This is a genomic window from Caballeronia sp. KNU42, from assembly GCF_053760385.1.
Map to the genome: position 1 here is coordinate 108,374 of NZ_JBSNBT010000003.1, position 19,386 is coordinate 127,759.

The 19,386-nt window shown below is 59.0% G+C and carries 21 protein-coding genes; 5 read left to right on the forward strand and 16 right to left on the reverse strand.

Annotated elements, in window-relative coordinates; translation table 11 throughout:
* Positions 1–433: 433 nt before the first annotated feature.
* Genes ACSOSP_RS40720 through ACSOSP_RS40730 form a run of 3 tightly spaced genes read right to left on the reverse strand, consistent with a single transcriptional unit; the run spans position 434 to position 3,381 of the window.
* Positions 434–1,315, reverse strand: coding sequence for an HpcH/HpaI aldolase/citrate lyase family protein (locus ACSOSP_RS40720; RefSeq protein WP_455315606.1), 882 nt, complete (start codon positions 1,313–1,315; stop codon positions 434–436).
* A gap of 19 nt (positions 1,316–1,334) precedes the next feature.
* Positions 1,335–2,120, reverse strand: a complete 786-nt coding sequence (locus tag ACSOSP_RS40725) for a transporter substrate-binding domain-containing protein (protein ID WP_455315607.1) — start codon at positions 2,118–2,120, stop codon at positions 1,335–1,337.
* 22 nt (positions 2,121–2,142) lie between these two features.
* Positions 2,143–3,381 (reverse strand): Zn-dependent hydrolase, encoded by a 1,239-nt coding sequence (locus ACSOSP_RS40730; protein ID WP_455315608.1) that lies wholly within the window; start codon positions 3,379–3,381, stop codon positions 2,143–2,145.
* A 129-nt stretch (positions 3,382–3,510) separates the two neighbouring features.
* Between ACSOSP_RS40730 and ACSOSP_RS40735 the strand changes: the two genes are divergently transcribed.
* Positions 3,511–4,470: a LysR family transcriptional regulator gene (locus ACSOSP_RS40735; protein WP_455315609.1), complete on the forward strand. Its 960-nt coding sequence runs from the start codon at positions 3,511–3,513 to the stop codon at positions 4,468–4,470.
* A 2-nt stretch (positions 4,471–4,472) separates the two neighbouring features.
* On the opposite strand, the gene ACSOSP_RS40740 is transcribed toward ACSOSP_RS40735, so the two are convergent.
* The 5 genes from ACSOSP_RS40740 to ACSOSP_RS40760 form a co-directional block, all read right to left on the reverse strand.
* Positions 4,473–5,399: a 2-hydroxyacid dehydrogenase gene (locus ACSOSP_RS40740; protein WP_455315610.1), complete on the reverse strand. Its 927-nt coding sequence runs from the start codon at positions 5,397–5,399 to the stop codon at positions 4,473–4,475.
* Complete coding sequence (locus ACSOSP_RS40745) at positions 5,396–6,169, reverse strand: class II aldolase/adducin family protein (protein WP_455315611.1); 774 nt, start codon at positions 6,167–6,169, stop codon at positions 5,396–5,398. The genes ACSOSP_RS40740 and ACSOSP_RS40745 overlap by 4 nt, the downstream gene beginning before the upstream one ends.
* A 105-nt stretch (positions 6,170–6,274) precedes the next feature.
* Positions 6,275–6,904 carry an RraA family protein gene (locus tag ACSOSP_RS40750; RefSeq protein ID WP_455315612.1) on the reverse strand — a complete coding sequence of 210 codons (630 nt, stop codon included), beginning with the start codon at positions 6,902–6,904 and terminating at the stop codon, positions 6,275–6,277.
* Positions 6,905–6,911: 7 nt separating this feature from the next.
* Positions 6,912–8,264 (reverse strand): MFS transporter, encoded by a 1,353-nt coding sequence (locus ACSOSP_RS40755; protein ID WP_455315613.1) that lies wholly within the window; start codon positions 8,262–8,264, stop codon positions 6,912–6,914.
* Between the two features lie 278 nt (positions 8,265–8,542).
* Positions 8,543–8,974: an Lrp/AsnC family transcriptional regulator gene (locus ACSOSP_RS40760; RefSeq protein WP_455315614.1), complete on the reverse strand. Its 432-nt coding sequence runs from the start codon at positions 8,972–8,974 to the stop codon at positions 8,543–8,545.
* A 216-nt stretch (positions 8,975–9,190) separates the two neighbouring features.
* Between ACSOSP_RS40760 and ACSOSP_RS40765 the strand changes: the two genes are divergently transcribed.
* The 3 genes from ACSOSP_RS40765 to ACSOSP_RS40775 all read left to right on the forward strand — a co-directional run bounded on the left by ACSOSP_RS40765 (position 9,191) and on the right by ACSOSP_RS40775 (position 12,496).
* The gene (locus ACSOSP_RS40765) at positions 9,191–10,267 is read left to right on the forward strand and encodes an ornithine cyclodeaminase (RefSeq protein WP_455315615.1); all 1,077 of its coding nucleotides are present in this window, start codon (positions 9,191–9,193) and stop codon (positions 10,265–10,267) included.
* Between the two features lie 61 nt (positions 10,268–10,328).
* On the forward strand, positions 10,329–11,267 hold the full coding sequence (ctlX, locus tag ACSOSP_RS40770) for a citrulline utilization hydrolase CtlX (protein WP_455315616.1): 939 nt from the start codon (positions 10,329–10,331) through the stop codon (positions 11,265–11,267).
* A 74-nt stretch (positions 11,268–11,341) separates the two neighbouring features.
* The gene (locus ACSOSP_RS40775) at positions 11,342–12,496 is read left to right on the forward strand and encodes a branched-chain amino acid ABC transporter substrate-binding protein (protein ID WP_455315617.1); all 1,155 of its coding nucleotides are present in this window, start codon (positions 11,342–11,344) and stop codon (positions 12,494–12,496) included.
* 52 nt (positions 12,497–12,548) lie between these two features.
* Here ACSOSP_RS40775 and ACSOSP_RS40780 read toward each other — a convergent pair whose 3' ends face one another.
* Positions 12,549–13,238: an IclR family transcriptional regulator gene (locus ACSOSP_RS40780; RefSeq protein ID WP_455315618.1), complete on the reverse strand. Its 690-nt coding sequence runs from the start codon at positions 13,236–13,238 to the stop codon at positions 12,549–12,551.
* A 37-nt stretch (positions 13,239–13,275) separates the two neighbouring features.
* Between ACSOSP_RS40780 and ACSOSP_RS40785 the strand changes: the two genes are divergently transcribed.
* The gene (locus tag ACSOSP_RS40785; protein WP_455315619.1) at positions 13,276–13,692 is read left to right on the forward strand and encodes a hypothetical protein; all 417 of its coding nucleotides are present in this window, start codon (positions 13,276–13,278) and stop codon (positions 13,690–13,692) included.
* Positions 13,693–14,056: 364 nt separating this feature from the next.
* Here the strand turns inward: ACSOSP_RS40785 and ACSOSP_RS40790 are convergent, their stop codons facing one another.
* From ACSOSP_RS40790 to ACSOSP_RS40820, 7 genes are all read right to left on the reverse strand, one after another.
* On the reverse strand, positions 14,057–15,016 hold the full coding sequence (locus ACSOSP_RS40790) for an IS5 family transposase (RefSeq protein WP_455315620.1): 960 nt from the start codon (positions 15,014–15,016) through the stop codon (positions 14,057–14,059).
* Between the two features lie 89 nt (positions 15,017–15,105).
* Positions 15,106–16,080: a LysR family transcriptional regulator gene (locus ACSOSP_RS40795; RefSeq protein WP_455315621.1), complete on the reverse strand. Its 975-nt coding sequence runs from the start codon at positions 16,078–16,080 to the stop codon at positions 15,106–15,108.
* 345 nt (positions 16,081–16,425) lie between these two features.
* Entirely contained in the window at positions 16,426–16,803 is a 378-nt protein-coding gene (locus ACSOSP_RS40800; protein WP_455315622.1) for a response regulator, read from the reverse strand.
* 184 nt (positions 16,804–16,987) lie between these two features.
* The gene (locus ACSOSP_RS40805; protein WP_455315623.1) at positions 16,988–17,647 is read right to left on the reverse strand and encodes a response regulator transcription factor; all 660 of its coding nucleotides are present in this window, start codon (positions 17,645–17,647) and stop codon (positions 16,988–16,990) included.
* A 202-nt stretch (positions 17,648–17,849) separates the two neighbouring features.
* On the reverse strand, positions 17,850–18,257 hold the full coding sequence (locus ACSOSP_RS40810; protein WP_455315624.1) for a DUF3331 domain-containing protein: 408 nt from the start codon (positions 18,255–18,257) through the stop codon (positions 17,850–17,852).
* Positions 18,258–18,579: 322 nt separating this feature from the next.
* Positions 18,580–18,708 (reverse strand): hypothetical protein, encoded by a 129-nt coding sequence (locus ACSOSP_RS40815; RefSeq protein ID WP_455315625.1) that lies wholly within the window; start codon positions 18,706–18,708, stop codon positions 18,580–18,582.
* Between the two features lie 52 nt (positions 18,709–18,760).
* Positions 18,761–19,192 (reverse strand): hypothetical protein, encoded by a 432-nt coding sequence (locus ACSOSP_RS40820; RefSeq protein WP_455315626.1) that lies wholly within the window; start codon positions 19,190–19,192, stop codon positions 18,761–18,763.
* Positions 19,193–19,386: the final 194 nt, after the last annotated feature.

The window sequence follows — 19,386 nt, forward strand, 5'->3', positions numbered from 1 at the left end:
GGTTCAATCATATCTGATGCAAGGCATCGCTTTGGATTAGATCGAATCTATGTGGTATTCCTAACTGTATATCCTTAGTTCCAGTCACACAACGCTACTCCTCGGCCCTCTACGGTTAAGCAAGAACTGCTGATGGCGCCTCCCAAGCGCGCGCCCATGCGGCAGGCACAGGTGACGGGCAACCGCCGATCGCGATCGAGAATCATCCGTAAAATCATAGAGTTACGGCAAAAGGTACTAAGCACGATGCGAAGTGACAAAGTTAATACGGACTTATGCGAAGTGACAGTTTTACGTCGTTCCGACTGCAAGCAAAAGTGTCACCTCAGCGGCGCCTCGGCCCGATGCTTCGAGGTCCGGGCGGTGACACTTTTAATTCGGTTTACGAATCGAGCCGGGAGTGCAGGGCTGTCCAGACTAACGCGGAAAAATTTTATCCGAACGCTGCGAGTGCTTTGTGACGCGCGATTAGTCTAGCGGCGTTGTTGCGCTCGGGAGCATCAATCCAGTGCTTGCCGTTCATCCCCACGTCCTGAATGGCATAGGCTGCCACCCGCTCCAAAGCCTCCGAGATCGCTTCAGGAGATGGCGTCAACGCGTTATTGACCTCAGGCACATGCTCTGCAAACACCACGCATTTCGATGTAAAGCCGAGTTGTGTCGATAGATCGAGGTCTGCTGCCAATATCTCGTCCGAACGGTAAGTACAAGGCAAGTCGATAGCCACGCACTCTGCGGCAACGCACTCGATCAAAAACCGACTGCGCGCATAAAGAAGTTCCGTTGCACCCGGCGTGCGTCTCGCACCCAGGTTCGCGGCCAGGTCCTCGACTGCAAGCATGCAGCATCGGATACGCGAGGTTGCGGACAAGATGTCAGCCAGCGCGACAAGACCCTTCGCCGATTCGATCGTTGGAACGATCTCGGTTGATCCTGGCGTAATGCCATGTACAGTTTCGAGCGCAAATAGGGCAGCATCGAGCGCGATCATCTGAGTGGCGTTCTCGCTATGCGGCAGAAAGATTGCGCGAGGCGCGCCGGCCATGATGCCTTGCAGATCGGTGTGACCATCGTGTTCGAGCTTGTTGATGCGCACGGCGCCGATCTTCCCGAGCACCGCGGTTTCGCGCAGCATCGCAACAATCCGTTGCTGCGCTTGTACGCGGTCCTCGGGCGCCGTCATTTCCTCGAGATCGGCGACGATCGCGTCGGCGCCGCTCTTCATCGCGATTGCGTGCTGGTTTATATCGTTGCCGGGAACGAATAGCCACGTGCGTCTGAGTGACGGTGGCCGGACTGCGTCGGTCAATTCCATGACGAGATCCTTTAAGTGATTAGAGCGAAGGCGCGCCCAGCCATTTCTTTTCGATCCGATCGATACTGCCGTCTTTCTGCGTTTCATCGAGCACGGTATTCAGGCGGTCCCGCAGTGGCCCCTCACCTTTGTTCACCGCAATGTGCATCGGCGAATCGAGCAGGCGCAGCTTTTCATCCATCGACGTCTGAGGATGCATGACGTGCACGCGCGTTGCGACATCCCCACCCAGGGATATCAGCTGTGTCTGGCCGCTGAGGAAAGCGGAGATTGCGCCGCTCTGGTCATCGAAGCGCTTGATAGTGGCCGTGTCTGGCGCGACCTTGCTCAGGCTGATGTCCTCGTTTGTGCCACCGGCGGTCGCCACTGACTTGCCGCCCAGGTCGGCCGCCTGTTTAACCTCAAGCGTCTTCGGGCCGAATACCGCGATGTAGTAGGGCGCGTAGGCCCGGGTGAAATCAAGCACCTTCTCGCGCGCGGGCGTCTGGCCCACCGACATCAGAAAGTCCACCTTGTGATCCGCGAGATAGGCGAGGCGGTTCGTGCCGGTCACTGGAACCAATTCCACACGCGCGCCGAGCTTTTGAGCGAGGACGGCGGCGAGATCGACATCGAGTCCCCGCGGCTTCATGTCGGCGCCGATCGACCCGAACGGCGGGTAGTCCTGGAACACGCCGATTCTGACCACTTTGGTTTGCGCGATCTTATCGAGTGTATCGGCATGGGCCGATGAAATCAGGCCGGTGGCGCAGAAGACCAACGCGAATGAGGCGAGCCGTGACTGCAACGTGCGAAAAGGTTTCATGGCGCGATCCTTGGAGAGTGTTTTAGGCAAAACTTTTTTGACCGGCCCGTGCGAGCAGCGCGTGCAACAGCACATCGGCGCCGCGTGTCACGTCTTGCGGCAACGCGTCTTCAGCTTCGTTGTGACTCAGGCCGTTCACGCAGGGAATGAAGATCATCGCGCTTGGGCAATGGCGTGCGAGATGAATGGCGTCGTGACCCGCACCGCTGACAATGCGCTGATGCGGATAGTCGAGCTTTTCTACAGCGTGCGCCACGGCGGCGACGCAATCGGCATCGAAAGGCGTGGCGGGGCTGATCCAATGACGCGAGATATCTACCGTCAGGCCCCGGCGCGCGGCGACCGCCTCGAACTTCTCGCGCAGCAGGGTTTCCATCGCGTCAATGCGGGCGTCTTCGGGATGACGAAGGTCGACCGTGAACGACAAATCAGCTGCGATGGTGTTGCGCGACGCATTGCGAATCGATACCTCGCCGATCGTCACCAGCCCTTGCGGCGCGAATTTCGCCGAGATGGCTTCCAGCGCGCTTGCCATTTCCGCGCTGCCGAACAGCGCGTCGCGGCGAAACGGCATCGGCGTTGTGCCCGCATGCGCCGCCTGTCCGCGCACGCGCACGTCGAGCCAGCGAATCGCCTGGCCGCCCGTCACAATGCCAATGGGTACACCGTTCTCCTCGAGCACCGGACCTTGTTCTATGTGCGCCTCGAAATACGCATCGAAGACAATGCCGGGCACGGGCCGCGCACCCGCATAGGAAATGGCCTGCAGCGCGTCGCGTACCGAATAGCCCGACGCGTCCTGTGCCGCGAGCGCCTGCTCACGCGGCATCGCGCCGGTGAATGCGGCGGAACCCAGCATGGCGGGCGTGAAGCGCGCGCCTTCCTCGTTGGTCCAGACTACGATCTCGATCGGCTTGTCGGTGTCGATGCCCGCGTCGTTCAGCGTTCGCACGACCTCCAGCGCGGCCAGCACGCCGTAGACGCCATCGAAGCGGCCGCCCTCTGGCTGCGTGTCGAGATGGCTGCCGCTTGCCACCGGACTCGCCGATGCATCGCGCCCCGCGCGTCGCGCAAACAGGTTGCCGACTTCATCGACAGTGAGCGTCAGGCCCGCTTCTGTGCACCAGCGCGCGAACAGCGCGCGCCCCGCCGCATCTTCTTCGGTGAGTGCAAGACGGCGCACGCCGCCTGCTGCGGTAGCACCGATTTTTGCCATCTCCATCAGGCTCGACCAGAGTCGTTCACCATCGATCTTCAACATTGATTCGCGCTCCCCGCGTAGTGATGTATCCATGCCTCCTTTATCGGGAATCCAAAATCATTCGTCCAATTTCTAATGCTTATTTTCAGTATAATTTTCGTGGATGATGACACTTCACCGAGGCGCGACATGAGCAAGGACAGGCCCGACACGTACTTGAACGACCGGCTCGACTGGAACCTGTTGCGTACGTTCCTCGCGATCGCCAGAGAGGGCAGCGTGAGCCGCGCGGCGACGCGTCTGCATCTGACACAGCCAGCCGTCAGCCAGGCGCTCAGACGGCTGGAAGACGCGCTTGGCATGCGCCTGGTCGACCGTCATGGACCGCGCATAGAAGTGACGCAGGCGGGTATCGACGTGCAGCAGATCGCCGAGGATGTGTACGGCATGATGTCGAGATTGTCACTCGCCAAATCCGACGGCGATCACGATATTTCCGGCATGGTGCGGCTCTCGACCGTGAGCGGCATCGACTTCCCGGCGTACGACGCGTTTCTCGCGGGGTTTCATCGTAGCTACCCGCGCATCGAACTCGAAAGCCAGGAAATGCGCAGCGCCGATGTCGTGAATAGTCTTCAGCAAAAGACCGCCACGCTCGGTCTTTCACCGCGCCGCACATTGCCCAAAAAAGTGGAAAGCAGGCTGTTCCTGCGTCAGCGCTACGCGCTTTTTTGCGGCCGGCATCATCCACTATTCGGACGCGAAGGCTTGCGCACGGCGGATCTCGTCAGCGAGAAATTCGTGTCTTTTACCGGCGATAAAGTTGGCGATCACATGTCCCCGCTGACCTTCTTCCGCGATGAAATGGGCTTCACCGAGCGCGTAATCGGGTCATCGTCGAGCATGTCGGAGGTGAAGCGCTTTATCTTTGCTGGCTTCGGCATTGGATGTTTGCCCGAACACGTGGTGCGCGAAGATGTTGCGCTCGGGCGGTTCCAGCGCCTGCCGCCTGACGAAGGCGTCGCCAATCTCGACATCCACCTCCTATGGTCGGCCGATCGCAAGTTCAGCGCGGCCGAGACCGCGTTTCTCGACGCGCTGAATGGGTTTATCGATACGCAGGAAGCGCCTGCCGAGCCTCCTCAATAACCTCAATAACCGCGCGCTACGTCGACCTGGTTGTGCAGCGGTTCGCCGTTGATCATCCGGCGCACGTTCAATGCGACCTGCAAGCCGATCGTCTCCGGGCTTGCCACCGATGCCATGTGCGGCGTGACGATCAGGTTCGGCGCATCCCAGAATGGATCACTGGCGGGGAGCGGTTCGCTCGGGAAGACATCGACGATTGCCGCGCCAATCTGCTCGCGCTGTAACGCACCGAGCAGGTCACCCGGCACGAGATGCTCGCCCCGTCCGACATGGATCAGTTTCGAACCCGGCCTCAACAGGCCGAAGGTGGCAGCGTTGAGAATGCCCCGGGTTTCATCGGTGAGAGGCAGCAGGCACACGAGAATATCGGTGCCTTGCAGGAATGCCGGAAGACTGTCTGCGCCGCTGAAAGTATGTATGCCCGGCAGATCTTTTGGCCGCTTCGCCCAGCCTCGCACGCCAAAGCCGATCCGGTGCAGGTCGACACTGACTCGCGTGCCGATTTCACCGAGTCCCATCACACCCACAGTACATGTTGACGGTGCCCGCTGGTCGTGGCGCAGCCATACTTTATTGCGCTGATTTGCCATGACCCGATCCAGTTGCCGATGAAAATGCAGCACGCCCCACGTGACGAATTCGCTCATGCCGCGCGCATGCTGCGGATCGACCACGCGGCACAGCGGCACGCGCGGCAGGCTCGGGTCGGTCAGGATATTGTCGACGCCCGCAGCGATGCTGTGCACCAGCCGCAATCGGGGCAACGCCGCTACCGCACCCTCGGGCGGGTTCCAGCAGACGGCCACTTCGGCATCGAGCGCGTCACGGCTGCCGTGCATCATGACATCGAGTTCGGGCGCGGCCTGGCGGATCAGCGGCGCGAGATGCGACATGTCATAGTCGCGGCTGATGAGGACAAGCCGGGTCATGAGCGATAGTCCGAGTTCGGGTCCTCGATCAGGCGCAACGCGGCACGCCATGCCATGCCCATGATCTCCGCCGATTCCTCGCGGTTGAACTGGCTTGCGGTCAGCTCGCACACATGTGCGGACGGAATGCGCAGCGCCGAGCCGCCGACGAGCGCCTGGACCTGCGCCTGACAGGCGCGTTCGAGAAAGTAGATTTCGTGGAAGGCTTCGGCCACCGTGCGGCCCGCGGCGAGGAGGCCGTGGTTGCGCAGGATCATCGCCTTATGCGGGCCGAGATCGCGGATCAAGCGCTCGCGCTCGCCGAGATCAAGCGCGATGCCCTCATAGTCGTGGTAGCCCAGCTTTCCGTAGAACTTCAGCGCGTGCTGGCTGATTGGCAACAAGCCATGCTCTTGCGCCGATACCGCCGTCCCCGCCGCCGTGTGCGTATGGATCACGAACGAGAGGTCGTGGCGCGCCATGTGGATCGCGGAATGGATCGTGAAACCGGCAGCGTTCACGTGAAAGCGCGCGGGATCGTCGGCGGCGCGCGCGTCGATCACGTGGCCCAGATGGTTGATTTTCACCAGGTCGGACGCGCGCATTTCATGGAACAGGACACCGTAGCGGTTGATCAGGAACGTCGGGGTGTCGCCGGACAGGCGGGCGGTGATGTGCGTGTCGATCATGTCCGTCATGCGGAAATGCGCGGCGAGCCGGTACAGCGCGGCCAGCTCGGTGCGGACCTGCCATTCGTGGCTGGACGCGTATGAATCGTGGATTGCATGCATGCTCGGGCTCTCAGGTTCTGGAAGGGCGATGTTTCATCAGGTCAGTGTTCGTGATTTCGCGCGGCGGCGTCAAATTGCGCGTGCTGATCTTGATCATCAATCAGGCTAATGATGAAGGGGCAGGACGTTGCGCGCTGCTTCGCCTGCGTGCAGCCGGGCGAGGAGAGCGGGTTCCGCCCGGTCCGACGCGAGGGCTTGATCGATCACGGCAGCGGCCGTGCCGTCATTCATGAAGAGGACGCCGTTGTCGTCGGCAACGACGATATCGCCGGGATTCACCGTTACGCCACCACACGTCACCGGCTCGTTCAACACGTTGCCCCGTGCGCCCAGGCGTTTGGTGGTCAGCAGGCTCGTGCCTCGCGCAAAAACGGGCATGCCCATGGCGCGTAGCTCGAGAATGTCCGTCACGACACCGTCAACGATGATCGCCTTTGCGCCCGCATTCAGCGCCGCGCAGCCAGTCACGGCACCCACCGGCGCGTGCGTGTGATCACCGCTCATGTCGATCACGAGCACGTCGCCGGCGGCGAGTTCGGCGAGCGCCTGGTTCACCGCGAAGGCATCCGGGTTGACGAGCTTCAGCGTAACCGCACGACCCACGATCTTGACGTTCGGAACCAGTGCACGGATCGCGGACTCCGCGAAACCGTTCTCCAGGAAGTGGCCCAAGGTCGGAAAGCTGACGGCATCGAGGCGGTCAAGCAGGTCCTGTTCTACAGTGATCGATGTCATGGCGATCCTAGGAAAGGGTGGCTGTTGCACTGCGTTCCTGCGACTTCGAAGGCACTTCCTTCTTGAGCGTTTCCGCCAGTAGCAGCAATGCGCCCGCGGATACCGCCGCCGAGCCGATCATGTACCACGCGACTGACGAACCTTTCCCCGTCGCCGAGAGCAATGCTGTCGTGATGATCGGCGTCGCGGCGCTCCCGAGCAGGCCGGACAGCATGTAGCTGATCGACAGTCCCGAATAGCGGACCTTCGTGCCGAACAGTTCGGCGAGGAAGGTCGCAATCGGACCATAGTTCGCGGCAAATGCGGTCATCATCAGCAGATAGCCGATCAGCGCAAACGGAAACGCGCGCATGTCGAGCAGCCAGAACAGCGGGAACGCGAACAGCGCTTCAGCAATGATTCCGCCGATGATCACGGGCTTGCGTCCAATCACATCCGAAAGACGGCCAAAGAGCGGCAGCAGGACGATGCAGGCCGCGCACGAGATCAACGCAATGGCGAGCATTGCGTTGCGGGAAAAGCCAAGCGTCTGCGTACCGTAAGTGAGTCCGAACGCTACGATCAGGTTGAACGACGTGCCGGTCGACATGGTTGCAACACCGCCCAGCAGCACCTGCTTCCAGTTCCGGGTAAGGACTTCGGCGAGCGGCAGCTTGACTTGCGCGGAAGCTGCCTTGACCTTGCTGAACGACGGCGTCTCCGATGTATTTATCCGGATATAAAGCCCGACTGCGACCAACAGTGCGCTCGCCAGGAAGGGAATACGCCATCCCCACGAGAGCAGCGCTTCATTTGACATCACCGCGTTGCAGGTCAGGAATGCGAGGTTGGCGATCAGCGTGCCGGCCGGGACACCGATCTGCACCCACGAACCGTAGAGGCCGCGCTTGTTCTCCGGGGCGTGTTCTACGGCCATCAATACAGCTCCGCCCCATTCGCCGCCGAGCGCGAGACCTTGCACGATGCGCAGGCCTAGTAGAAGGATTGGCGCCCAGATGCCTATCGACGAATAATTGGGCAGCAATCCGATTGCGAAGGTCGCGATGCCCATCGTGACGAGCGAGACGAGCAGCATCGACTTGCGTCCGAGTCGGTCGCCGAAATGACCAAACAGCGCGGCGCCGACGATCCGCGCAAGATACGCTGATGCAAATGTGCCGAACGCGAGCAACGTTCCGATCAACGGGACAAAGCCGGGAAAGAACACCTTGTTGAAGACCAGCGCGGAGGCCGTGGCGAAGACGAACAGGTCATACCACTCGACCGTCGTGCCAATGACACTGGCGGCCGCGATTTTCTTCATGCTGGGCGACGCGGAATCGAGAGGCGCGACTTGGGTTGCGGTGCGATGTTCAGGCATTGCGGTTCTCCATAAAGACGAACGGTTCAGGGTGGGGTCGTGCGCTTTAGGCACCGCCTGACGTCTTTATCGAAAGCCAAAAAGAATAAGTAAAACGCTCTTTCCTAATGTTCTGTATAAGTTACGCGAATGATTTGAGTCCGCTACTCCAATTTGCAGATCATTCTTCTATGACTCTCCCGAGTAACGGAACGACCTTACGATGCTGCATCATCCGATGCAAACGTCACGTGTCCGGCCGAGACGAGAAAATTCCGCAGCTTGAACTTCCCTCTAAATTACATCTTGTGCGTCGACAGCAGGATGCTCGTTTCTGTGTTCGAGATGCCGTCGAGCAGCCGGATCATCCCCAGGACTCGATCGAAATTTTCCAGCGAGTCGGCGCGCAGTTCCGCGACCAGATCCCAGCGCCCGTTCGTGCTGTGAATCGTCGCGACGTTGGGATGCCCTCGGAGCGTCTTTAGCACGTCGGCCGCCCGGTTGCCTTGAACAGCGATCGACATCAAGGCGCGGATTCGATGCGCCTCGGCGGCCGGCTTCAGGCGCACGGTATATCCGACGATCACTCCATTTGTTTCAAGCCGCGTGATGCGGTTCTGAACCGTCGCGCGCGCGACCCGCAACTGCTTCGCAAGCGTCACAACGGACAAGCGCGCGTTGTCGCGCAGCAATGCAATCAACTGCCGGTCGATGTCATCGAGGCTGATCATCTTGGTTCACCGGGGAGGGTTCATATCGAAATAAGTCTCGCAACACCGACGGAAGCCGCAACCATCGGATTGTACAGAGTGTACTTTAAAGCGAGCATTATGTTCTATAGAAAGGTCAATTTGACATGTTTGCTCTCTTTTTGTTGGCTGACCGCAGAGGAATAATTTCGTCATAGCTTCGACACCGGAGCCCAGGCCAACCAAGGAGATATGGCAATGACCCGCTTTCTGGACGTACCCGCAACCTACCGACTGGTCACCGAGATTGGCGTCCCGCGCTTTCTGAGTGAACTCGCCGAGACCGTTCGAGCAGACTATCTCCGATGGTCCGACTTCGATAAATCGCCGCGCCTCGCATGCCATTCGCAGGTGGGCGTGATCGAGCTGATGCCGGTGGCCGATTCCAAGCTGTTCGCTTTCAAATATGTGAACGGCCATCCCATCAACGCCGAGCGCGGGATTCACACCGTCATGGCGTTTGGCGCGCTTGCGGAGGTCGAGACCGGCTATCCGCTCTTCCTGTCGGAACTCACGCTAACTACGGCGCTACGCACCGCAGCAACGTCCGCCGTGGTCGCGAAGGCGCTTGCGCGCCCGGACTCGCGGAGCATGGCCTTGATCGGCAACGGTGCGCAAAGCGAGTTTCAGGCGCTCGCGTTCCATACGCTGCTCGGCATCAACGAGATTCGCGTGTTCGACGTCGACGCACGCGCAACAGACAAGCTGATCGGCAATCTCGCGGGTTTCCCGGAACTGCGAGTCGTGCGCGCAAAATCGACGACCGATGCGGTGCGAGGCGCGGACATCGTGACGACCGTTACGGCTGACAAGGCGTACGCAACGATCCTCACCCCCGAGATGATCGAGCCGGGCATGCACATCAATGCGGTGGGCGGCGATTGCCCGGGCAAGACAGAACTCCATGCCGAGGTGCTCCGTCTCGCGCGCGTGATCGTCGAGTACGAACCGCAGACGCGTATTGAAGGCGACATCCAGCAATTGCCGGGCGATTTTCCGGTAGTCGAACTCTGGCGCGTACTGCGCGGCGAAGTAGCCGGCCGCGAACGCGCCGATCAGGTGACGGTATTCGATTCCGTAGGTTTTGCGCTCGAAGATTATTCAGCATTACGGTATCTGTTTGCGCTCGCTCAGGCACGCAATGCCGGCATCGAGGTTGCGCTGATCCCGCCGGTGGTTGACCCAAAGAACCTGTTCGGCGAACTGGCAGGATCTCACCCTCAAGCCGAGGCGGTCGGCACGAGTGCTTACGGCTCGTTGGTGTTTGGCCGATAAGCATGACGAATCAACTGGTAGACCGAGCCATTGCCCCCGCCACTCCCGCGACTCGACTTTCATGAGCCTAACTTCGATCCAGGCGCCTGACGCTGTCGTCATGATCCGGCCGCATTGCTTCCACCCTAACCCGGAAACTGCGGCTGACAACGCCTTTCAGCGTCGCGACGCCGAACATGACCGTGAGGAGAGGGCAGGGATTGCCGCCGCCGCGCGCGACGAAGTCACTAACGCAGCGGCGGCGCTAGAGGCAGCGGGCGTACGCACTCACGTTTTTGACGATCACGGAGAGAGTAAGACACCGGATTCGGTGTTCCCGAACAACTGGTTCTCGACCCACGCCGGCGGTCACGTTGCGCTGTACCCCATGCACTGCGCGAACCGCCGGCGCGAGCGCCGCAAGGATGTCGTCGAGATGCTCAAGGCGAATTACCGCGTGCAGGACGTGATCGACTACTCGGGGCTGGAATACGACGGCGTGTTCCTGGAAGGCACTGGCGCCATGGTGCTCGATCACGTGGCGCGAGTGGCATACACGGCGCGTTCGCGCCGCGCCGATCCGGTCGCGCTGGAGCGCTTCTGTACTCATTTCAATTTTGAGCCGATGTGCTTCGACACGTCTGACGGCGCAGGCCACGCGGTCTATCACACCAACGTCATGATGAGTGTCGCGACCGAATTTGTTCTTATTGGTCTCGACCTGATTCGAGACGACGCCCGACGCGCCGAGATTCACAGACGGCTATTGGAAAGCGGGCGTACCGTGATAGCGCTCGATCACTCGCAGATCCGCAATTTCGCGGGCAACGCGCTTGAGCTCTCGGGCACGGATGGCCGTGTACTTGCGCTGTCCGAGCGAGCTGCCGCGAGTTTGACGCGAGAGCAACGTTCGCTGATCGAGCGATCCGCGCGGCTACTTCCGTTGCCGGTGCCTACCATCGAGATGGCTGGTGGTTCGGTGCGCTGCATGCTGTCAGGGATACATCTCGCACGACGTTAGTCGTGTACCTGAGGCACCCGGTCGGAAAGAAGACCGCTATCACCAACAATGATTCAAGGACTCGAGAGAGACCTATGTCACCTAACTTAAAAAGATGTTTTGTATTCCCCATCGTTGCAGCGTTCGGCGTAACTTCATCGTCCGGTCTGCTGGCTGCGCCGACGGACGTCGTCGTCAAGATTGGTCATGCCTCCCCATTGACGGGTAGTGCCTCCCACCTCGGGAAGGACGATGAAAACGGCGCGCGCCTGGCGATTGAAGAGATCAATGCCCGTGGTCTCGTTATCGGTGGAAAAAAGATCACACTGCAACTCGATTCCGAAGACGATGCAGGCGATCCACGCCAGGCAACCCAGGTTGCACAAAAGCTTGTGGACGACAAGGTTGTCGCTGTCATTGGACATTTGAACTCCGGCACGTCCATCCCCGCCTCACGAATTTACAGCGACGCGGGCATCGTGGAGATTTCACCGTCGGCGACCAATCCGACTTATACGCAGCAAGGTTTTAGAACGACCTATCGTCTGGTCGCAACCGACGCGCAACAAGGGCCGGCACTGGCCAACTATGCATCAAAGGTGCTGAAAGCACACTCCGTCGCGGTCATCGACGACTCCACTGCATACGGACAAGGACTCGCGAATGAATTTGAAAATAAGGCAAAGAGCGCGGGCATGACCGTGGTATCACACGATGCCGCGACAGACAAGTCGATCGACTTCCGGGCAATCCTGACCAAGCTTAAGGGTGAACGTCCCGATGTCATCATGTATGGCGGGATGGATTCGACAGGCGGACCGCTCGCCAAGCAGGCCGCGCAACTGGCGATGAATGTGAAAATACTGGCCGGCGACGGTGTCTGCACGCCGAAGGTGGCAGGGCTCGCGGGCGATGCAAGCAAGAACATCATTTGTTCGATCGCCGGCATTCCGCTCGAGAAGATGGAGCAAGGCAAAGCGTTTGAGAGCCGCTATTTCGCGCGCTTTAACAAGCAAATCGAGGTCTATGCGCCATTTACCTACGACGCGGTGTATATCATCGTCGACGCGATGAAGCGCGCGGGATCAATCGAGCCTGCGAGCATTCTTGCTGCGATGCCATCCACCGCGTACGCCGGCGTGATCGGCCTGACACAATTCGATGCGCACGGTGATCTTAAGCAAAGCACGATCTCGCTTTATGAGTACGTTGACGGGAAGCAGAAGCTGCTGGATGTGTTGAAGATGTAAGTCTCGACAGTCAGGTGAGCGGAATGCAGCTGGGCACGGATCCGGCTGCAAATCACTCCCTTGGACGCAGCTTGCCGAATTGTGCCGACAAGCTGAGCGTCGCATCGACCACAATTGTCTTTAACTGGTGCCGGCGTTGTGCGTTCATTCGGGAGAGAGGCAATGAGACACTTATCGCCGCGATGGCTACCCCCTGGTCGTTGAGGATCGGTGCGGCCACGCACGCTACGTTCGGATTTGATTCACATTCCTCCCAGGCAAAACGCTGGGAAGGGGCTTCTCTCAAACGCTGGCGCAGTTCCTCGGCGTCGGTGATTGATTGTTCGGTAAGGCGTTCGAGAGGACCCAGTGCCAGGCGACGCTCGAGCTCGTCGCCTGGCAGCATGGCGAGCAAGATTTTGCCGAGTGCGGTGCAGTGTGCAGGTAGTCGCACACCCACAGTGGAAGCAAGAGACAGCGACCGTGGAGAGTCGGCTTTGGCGATGTAATGAACTTCGCGGCCGTCCAGCACGCCGACTTGGGAAGTTTCGTCGCTTTCGGCCGTGACCCGTGCTACCGTTTCATGCGCCAGGGCCTCGAAATCGAGTTCTGCACCGTACGCATTGCCGAGTGAAAGCGGCGCGGGTCCAAGTGCGACCTCTCCGGTATCAAGCCGGCGGATGGCGTCGTGTATCGACAGAGTATGAATGAGTTCGTATGTCGCACTGCGGGGCAACCCGAAGAGCCGCGCCATCTCCGCCACGCGGATGGGTGTCCGCCTCTCAGCCAGCAGTGCAAGAATGCGTAGTCCGCGGTCGAGCGCGGGAACGACTCTCATCGGTTATCCGTATTTTTGTAGATTTTCGACCACCGTCGGCCGGAGCGAATCGGGAGAAATCTCACTCACCCACCTTGCGCGGAGAGTCGAGCCAGTAGCGACTACGAAGCGTCCGCTTATCGGTTTTTCCCGTGCTCGTTTTCGGGAATCAGGTCATACGTTCTACAACGAGCGGCTTCTTATAACCCGCGATCTGCTCCCGGCACGCATTAATGATGCCTTCGTCAGCGACACTCAATCCAGTTTCGGTGACTATCAACGCAGCAACTGCCTTGCCCTATTTTTCGTGCGGGACACCGATTACCGCGACGACAGCCACACCATGAACACCGGCGATGACGCGCTCCACCTCTGCAGGATAGATATTGAATCCGCCTGAGATCACCACGTCGCGGCGCCGGTCGACTATGCGAAGACGACCGGTATGATCCACGCTGACGAGGTCGCCCGTATGCAGCCATCCGTTGTCATCAAGCGCGTGTCGCGCTGGGCCGTCGGAGTTCCAGTATCCGAACGATACGTGCGGCCCTCTAACGCAGATTTCCCCCACCCCGTTTTATTTCGGTTTTTCGAGCCGTACCTCTTCGCCATGCACGGGACGCCCTGCCGTCGAGAGCCGATGTTGCCTTTCATCGCAGGTGCATGATCTTCTGCGCTGAGGCAAGTTACCGGAATCAGTGCTTCGCTCAGGCGTTGTTGCGTAAATCGGGCGTGAAGACACAACGTCTCCTGTGATCTTAAATTCAAGCAATGCGAACGGACTGAGGGCGTGCAAGTACCGCCATTCGGTTCACGACACCGACACGGATCGCCATCTCGGTCGCTTGCGAACCGATGCGGCGCGACCACAGACGATTACCCGTAAGTATCTTAAAGCGGTACATCGTGTTCTCGACGAGCGAACGACGGTGATAGCCGCTGCGCTTCTTCCATTCGCCTCGGCCGTCTCGCACGATGTCTCCAATTGCCTCGTTGCGCCAGCTTGCGCCGGCCGTGCACTCAGGCCAAGGCTTTGCCCCTTCGCGCGGCGGAATCGAGGGCGTCGCGCCGCGCGCTGCAATCGCTGCATCGCAGCGCTTCGTATCGTACGCACCGTCACCGCCGATCGTTTCGATAGGCTCGTCTGTGGGGATCTGGTCCAGCAGCCCGGGCAATACGCTCGCGTCATCGACATCCTGATGCGTCATCAGTGCCGCGCGCACCTGACCGGTCTTCGTGTCCAGTCCCAGATGGACCTTACGCCAGGTGCGCCGCTTCGAATAGCCGTGCTTGCGCACCTTCCATTCACCTTCGCCGTAGAGCTTGACGCCCGTGCTGTCCACGACCAGATGCAGCGGTTCACCACTGGGTGTGACGGGTAGCGCCACCTTCAGATCCTGCGCGCGCCGGCTCAGTGTCGTGTAGTTCGGCACAGGGAGCTCGGCGAACGCAGGCTCCCGCAGACTTTGCGCGAAGCCCTGGGCGGCTCGCAACGTCAAGTGGTACACCCGCTTGAGCGTGAGCAGTGCCTGAATATGTGCATCCGAGTAGACGTGCGGCCTGCCGCGCACCACGAGTTCCGCTTCGCTTACCATCGTCAATGCGCTCTCATTGATCCACATAGTCACGCTGCCTCGTGCGATCAGCCCCGCGTTGTACTCCGACCAATTCCTGACGCGATAGACCCCTTTGGGCTCGCAGCTGTTGCGTTTGTCCTTGCGCATCTTCCCGCCAAATATCGAGACTCTACGCAGTTCCACAAAGAGTTAACAGAGGTGCCGCCCCGACCGTTGCGCGTAAACGTCACGCCACGTCATGACAGCATGGCGAGGTCTTCGTCTAGGTTCTTTTGTTGCGAAACCCTGATCGGATCATGGGCACCGGGTCGGGCCGGCGCCCGGAAAAACTCGGCGCAGAAGTCGACGAACGTCCTGAACCTCACCGGGAGCAGTTCCCGGTGCGAATAGAAGAGACATATTTCAATGTTGCCGTCCGATGCCGTGCATTCAGGCAGGATGTGCACGAGATGTCCCATGTCGATATCTTCGCGAACCATGGTTTCAGGTAACGTGGCAATGCCGGTCCCGGTCAGCGCCGCCGCTCGCAGCAGCACTTCATTACCATCCATCGACGAAATGGGAGACACGCTCACTCTTCGGCCAGCCTCATGCAGATCGATAAAATCCGCGCTCTTCTTCCTCGATTCGGGGTCGACCAGCAGAAAGTGATGGACGAGCTGCGAGGCGTTTTCGGGCGTACCGTATAGCTCCAGATAAGCGGGTGAAGCGACGAGAATGCCTGGCGACCTGCACAGCGTCCGGCGAATCACGGCGGATTGCTCCACAAGATGAGGCGGAAGAATCGCTATATCGAACCGGCCGTCATACAGATTCGTGACGCCATCCTGAACGGAAACAACGAGACTCACATTGGGCGCAATGGCGCGATAGCGCCGCACCAGTCGGGAGAACGTTTCGCTCACCAGCATGGGGTGCACGACAAGCCGTAGTTTTCCGCCGTTGACTTCATGCTCCTGCGAAATGCGACGGTTTGCTTCATCGAGCTCTTCAAGCAAACGGCAGCAAATCAGATAGTACGGTTGCGCCGCTTCTGTCAAAGAGACGGACCTTGTTGTCCTGAGCAAGACCCTTGTCTGGATGCATCCTTCGAGCTTGGCGATCGCTTTCGATATTGACCCGGTTGTCACATGCAAGGATTCGGCGGCCTTGCTAAAACTTTGATACCGCGCAGCCGCAACGAATGCACGCAACATGTAAAGCTGATCCATCTCGCACCTCACAGGCAAATTCACGAAGAGAGTATCTAGTTGCTCAGAACTGCAAAAGATGAAGAAGTATCAACGGCCCGTCTGCGCGTGTAGCCGAAGTTGCATGTTCGCGATGGCTCGCACGCAGCCTGAGGCGGTGCCGGAATTAGCTTAGAGTCGTTTTAATCTTCGGCCGAGGATTGAAGCGTAAGCGCGAACGCCGCGCGATTCCATCGTCCGATGTGATGTAATGCGTTGTGCAGTCGCATGTTGGTCTAATACGTTCGGATGCTCGAAGCCAAGCTGCGGCGTGACGGCCCCTTCGCCGGCCTCGCTTGGGGCTTGCGCGACGGACCTTCGGTCAGGTTACTTCCGTAGTATTTCGCCAATCCGCGCGAGCAGTCGCGCGTCATCGAGTGGCTTTGAGAAGAAACCAGCGGCTCCGCCGGCTTTGGCTTGCTCGAGAAGCTGATGCGTTGCGTAGGCGGTAATGAAAATGACAGGAATTGGTTGCTTCCATAGCTTGATCGACTCAAGCAGCGCAAAACCGTCCATGCCTGGCATCTGGATATCCGCGACAACAAGCTTCAGTTCCGAGCGGCGCGTATCACCTACAAGTTGGTTGGCGGACGCATACGCAATGACCTTCCAGTTTGCCGAACGAAGCAAACTGGATGCCGCCATCCGGACGGATTCGTCGTCTTCCACCACCCCAATAACGGGAGAAGAGCGCTTTGATCTCATCTCGAGTCCGCAAGTTAACTAAAGGATTCAGAAAGATTGGGTCCTCTAGGAAAATTACTGTCCTACGGACGAGGCGACAATAAGACCTTCGGATGATTTTAGTGACAGTTGGTATTAGCAGTATTAGCCGGGATCGATCCCGGTGCCGAAGATGGCGGCCACAGCGCGGCGAACGCGGAAACTTCTACCTAGCGCCTTGGTGGACTGGCAGCACCTGCTGCAACTTCCTGACAACATCGGGCACTGAGCGTGCATCCAGCTTGTGCATTGCCTGCGCACGATGGATCTTGACCGTCACCTCGCTAAGACACAGGCGGTCGGCGATCTGCTTGTTCAACAGTCCATCGGCAACCAGCCTGATGACTTCCCGCTCGCGCGCTGTCAGCAAGTCGTATGTTTGACGGATGCCTGCAACGATCTTTTCCTGGCGCTTCAATTCGCTGTCCCTTTTCAGGGCTGCGGCGATCGTATCGATCAGATCTTGGTCCTTGAACGGCTTTGTCATGAAATCGAAAGCACCCGCCTTCATTGCCTTGACGCACATCTCGATGTCACCGTACCCGGTCAGAAATATGACCGGAAATCGAATACTTTCTTTAAACGGATCCTGCTGCAGGGTCAGGCCGCTCGCGCCTCGCAGCCGAATGTCAAGAATGAGACAACTCGGCACGTCCGGCATCTCCGCGGCTAGAAAATCGTCGGCCGATTCGAACGCCCGCACGTGAATTCCGACAGACATGAGCAGAGAGGTTAGCGCGCCTCGAATAGATTCATCGTCGTCGACCACATAAACGAGCGAGCCCGGCAATGGTTCACTTCCCACCCCAACGCTGTCGTGTTTCATCGCGCCATCTTCGAAGAGTTCGTCACGGTAAGCCAACGCCAATACTCTTCATATAGTAAGCAATGCTGGCGCTTATCGCTACCTATTGGGCAAGGTCTTTCCGACTATCATTGCGCCTCAAGGTACACTTTCATCTAGTGGCGTGACCGGTGATAAACCAACGACGCCGTTTCTGCCGACGAATCGAGCGGCCACCGATGCATCAGACCGGCTTCGCCGCGTCTATTGCTGACGCAAGAATCATGGCCCTGGCGTTCATCGGTGCATCCCTCGAGTGACGCGGATGAAAAATTCGATCGCCCCGTTTTATCTGCGCCCCGCTCATTGCGCAAACACCGGAAACCTTTGCGTTCGCGACCATCCATATCTGGGCGCCGTAGGAACAGCTCGTCGAATCTCGCCAGGCAATCGTGACAGTCAAGGAGCTTGTCCGCTCAAGGAGACTGACCACCCGATGCAGTGAAGGCCCGGTACTGAGCGCGCTGTCGTGGCCAAAGGATGCGCGGCATTTTTCCCTGAACGACACCTTATTGCCGATATCTGGGAGTTGCGATCCGCATGACAGAAGTCGTATCGTCTGGGTCCATGGATTGAGTTGGCCAGCAAGCATTGTTCAAGCTCCTTCCGAAAGGTGACGTTTCGCTTTCGCGGCGAAAGCTCCAAGGCCGACGGGAACACCTTGAGTGCGCAGAGCGGCTGCCCCGTCGCTTGTGCGATTCGAGGCCGGCTTTCGCTGTATTGCACTAAGCTAGTCAATCCCGCCATTCGTTAATAGTCGTCCGAGCGGATACGCGATTCATTTCATCGTCCGCTCTCGTCATACCTTGGGATAGGCGAGTCCTGAAGACTCGATTTGCATGTAGCAGGCGAGATGGCATCGATGACATCGTGCGTCCCTTCCAGTCACGCACTTGGGCGTACGCACCGACGATTTACAGCAGGCAAACATGACTTAGATCCACTGTCCGGCGATATACGTTCTTGTTGAGCCACGGGATGAAGGTGTACTCGTCATAGGCATTACTGCCGACAAAAATCCAGTTATGCAATACGTGAGACATATCCACCTCCTCAAACAAGCGCATCGACGCAACCGGATTTGTACCGAGGACACTACCGCGGGCGCGACTGTTTTTCTCGCGCCGATGCGACGCCGAATGCCATCACGCACGCGGCCTTGCTGAAGCATTCGACGGTCGAGAACATTGCCATCGCGAAGGACTGGTTGAATTCCATCGGTAGTGCGGGTGCGATGGCCAACACGCTCGCACCGCAGATAAAGGCAAATGTTTCGCGAGCGAAGCGTGCTTTGGCAACGGCAGCGAAGCCTGTGCCGACCACCACGAGCTTCGACAAGAGCAAGGCAAGCACCACTGTGTGCCCGTCGGACACTCCAAGCTCTACCGGCGCTTCAATCAATGACCACGCACAGACCACAACTATGACTGTTTTGAACATCCGCTCGGAGAGTGCATTCACTGTGTCCGCGTCGGTCTGAATCCAGCACGGTTCTGATAGGGGTGCGTCGCCGTGCACATCGGTCACCGAATCTGCCGTTTCCCTTGCATTCACGACTCGCCCTCCTGATCGGCTGCGCGCGAGAAGGCCGCGCTCGCCATGAGATCAAGGTAGACGTTCCAGCCGCTGAAAACCATTGTACGAACGGGTGGCATTGCCTCTGCAAAAGCGTGTGGAACTCATACGCCCGTGTATACAATTAGATCGAAGGTCGGTCTCGA

Coding starts and splice junctions, on each gene's coding strand:
- ACSOSP_RS40720 (WP_455315606.1), bottom strand. CDS start 1,315: ATGGAATTGACCGACGCAGTCCGGCCACCGTCACTCAGACGCACGTGG.
- ACSOSP_RS40725 (WP_455315607.1), bottom strand. CDS start 2,120: ATGAAACCTTTTCGCACGTTGCAGTCACGGCTCGCCTCATTCGCGTTG.
- ACSOSP_RS40730 (WP_455315608.1), bottom strand. CDS start 3,381: ATGTTGAAGATCGATGGTGAACGACTCTGGTCGAGCCTGATGGAGATG.
- ACSOSP_RS40735 (WP_455315609.1), top strand. CDS start 3,511: ATGAGCAAGGACAGGCCCGACACGTACTTGAACGACCGGCTCGACTGG.
- ACSOSP_RS40740 (WP_455315610.1), bottom strand. CDS start 5,399: ATGACCCGGCTTGTCCTCATCAGCCGCGACTATGACATGTCGCATCTC.
- ACSOSP_RS40745 (WP_455315611.1), bottom strand. CDS start 6,169: ATGCATGCAATCCACGATTCATACGCGTCCAGCCACGAATGGCAGGTC.
- ACSOSP_RS40750 (WP_455315612.1), bottom strand. CDS start 6,904: ATGACATCGATCACTGTAGAACAGGACCTGCTTGACCGCCTCGATGCC.
- ACSOSP_RS40755 (WP_455315613.1), bottom strand. CDS start 8,264: ATGCCTGAACATCGCACCGCAACCCAAGTCGCGCCTCTCGATTCCGCG.
- ACSOSP_RS40760 (WP_455315614.1), bottom strand. CDS start 8,974: ATGATCAGCCTCGATGACATCGACCGGCAGTTGATTGCATTGCTGCGC.
- ACSOSP_RS40765 (WP_455315615.1), top strand. CDS start 9,191: ATGACCCGCTTTCTGGACGTACCCGCAACCTACCGACTGGTCACCGAG.
- ctlX (WP_455315616.1), top strand. CDS start 10,329: ATGAGCCTAACTTCGATCCAGGCGCCTGACGCTGTCGTCATGATCCGG.
- ACSOSP_RS40775 (WP_455315617.1), top strand. CDS start 11,342: ATGTCACCTAACTTAAAAAGATGTTTTGTATTCCCCATCGTTGCAGCG.
- ACSOSP_RS40785 (WP_455315619.1), top strand. CDS start 13,276: ATGCGTAGTCCGCGGTCGAGCGCGGGAACGACTCTCATCGGTTATCCG.
- ACSOSP_RS40790 (WP_455315620.1), bottom strand. CDS start 15,016: ATGCGCAAGGACAAACGCAACAGCTGCGAGCCCAAAGGGGTCTATCGC.
- ACSOSP_RS40795 (WP_455315621.1), bottom strand. CDS start 16,080: ATGGATCAGCTTTACATGTTGCGTGCATTCGTTGCGGCTGCGCGGTAT.
- ACSOSP_RS40800 (WP_455315622.1), bottom strand. CDS start 16,803: ATGAGATCAAAGCGCTCTTCTCCCGTTATTGGGGTGGTGGAAGACGAC.
- ACSOSP_RS40805 (WP_455315623.1), bottom strand. CDS start 17,647: ATGAAACACGACAGCGTTGGGGTGGGAAGTGAACCATTGCCGGGCTCG.
- ACSOSP_RS40810 (WP_455315624.1), bottom strand. CDS start 18,257: ATGCTTGCTGGCCAACTCAATCCATGGACCCAGACGATACGACTTCTG.
- ACSOSP_RS40815 (WP_455315625.1), bottom strand. CDS start 18,708: ATGTCTCACGTATTGCATAACTGGATTTTTGTCGGCAGTAATGCCTAT.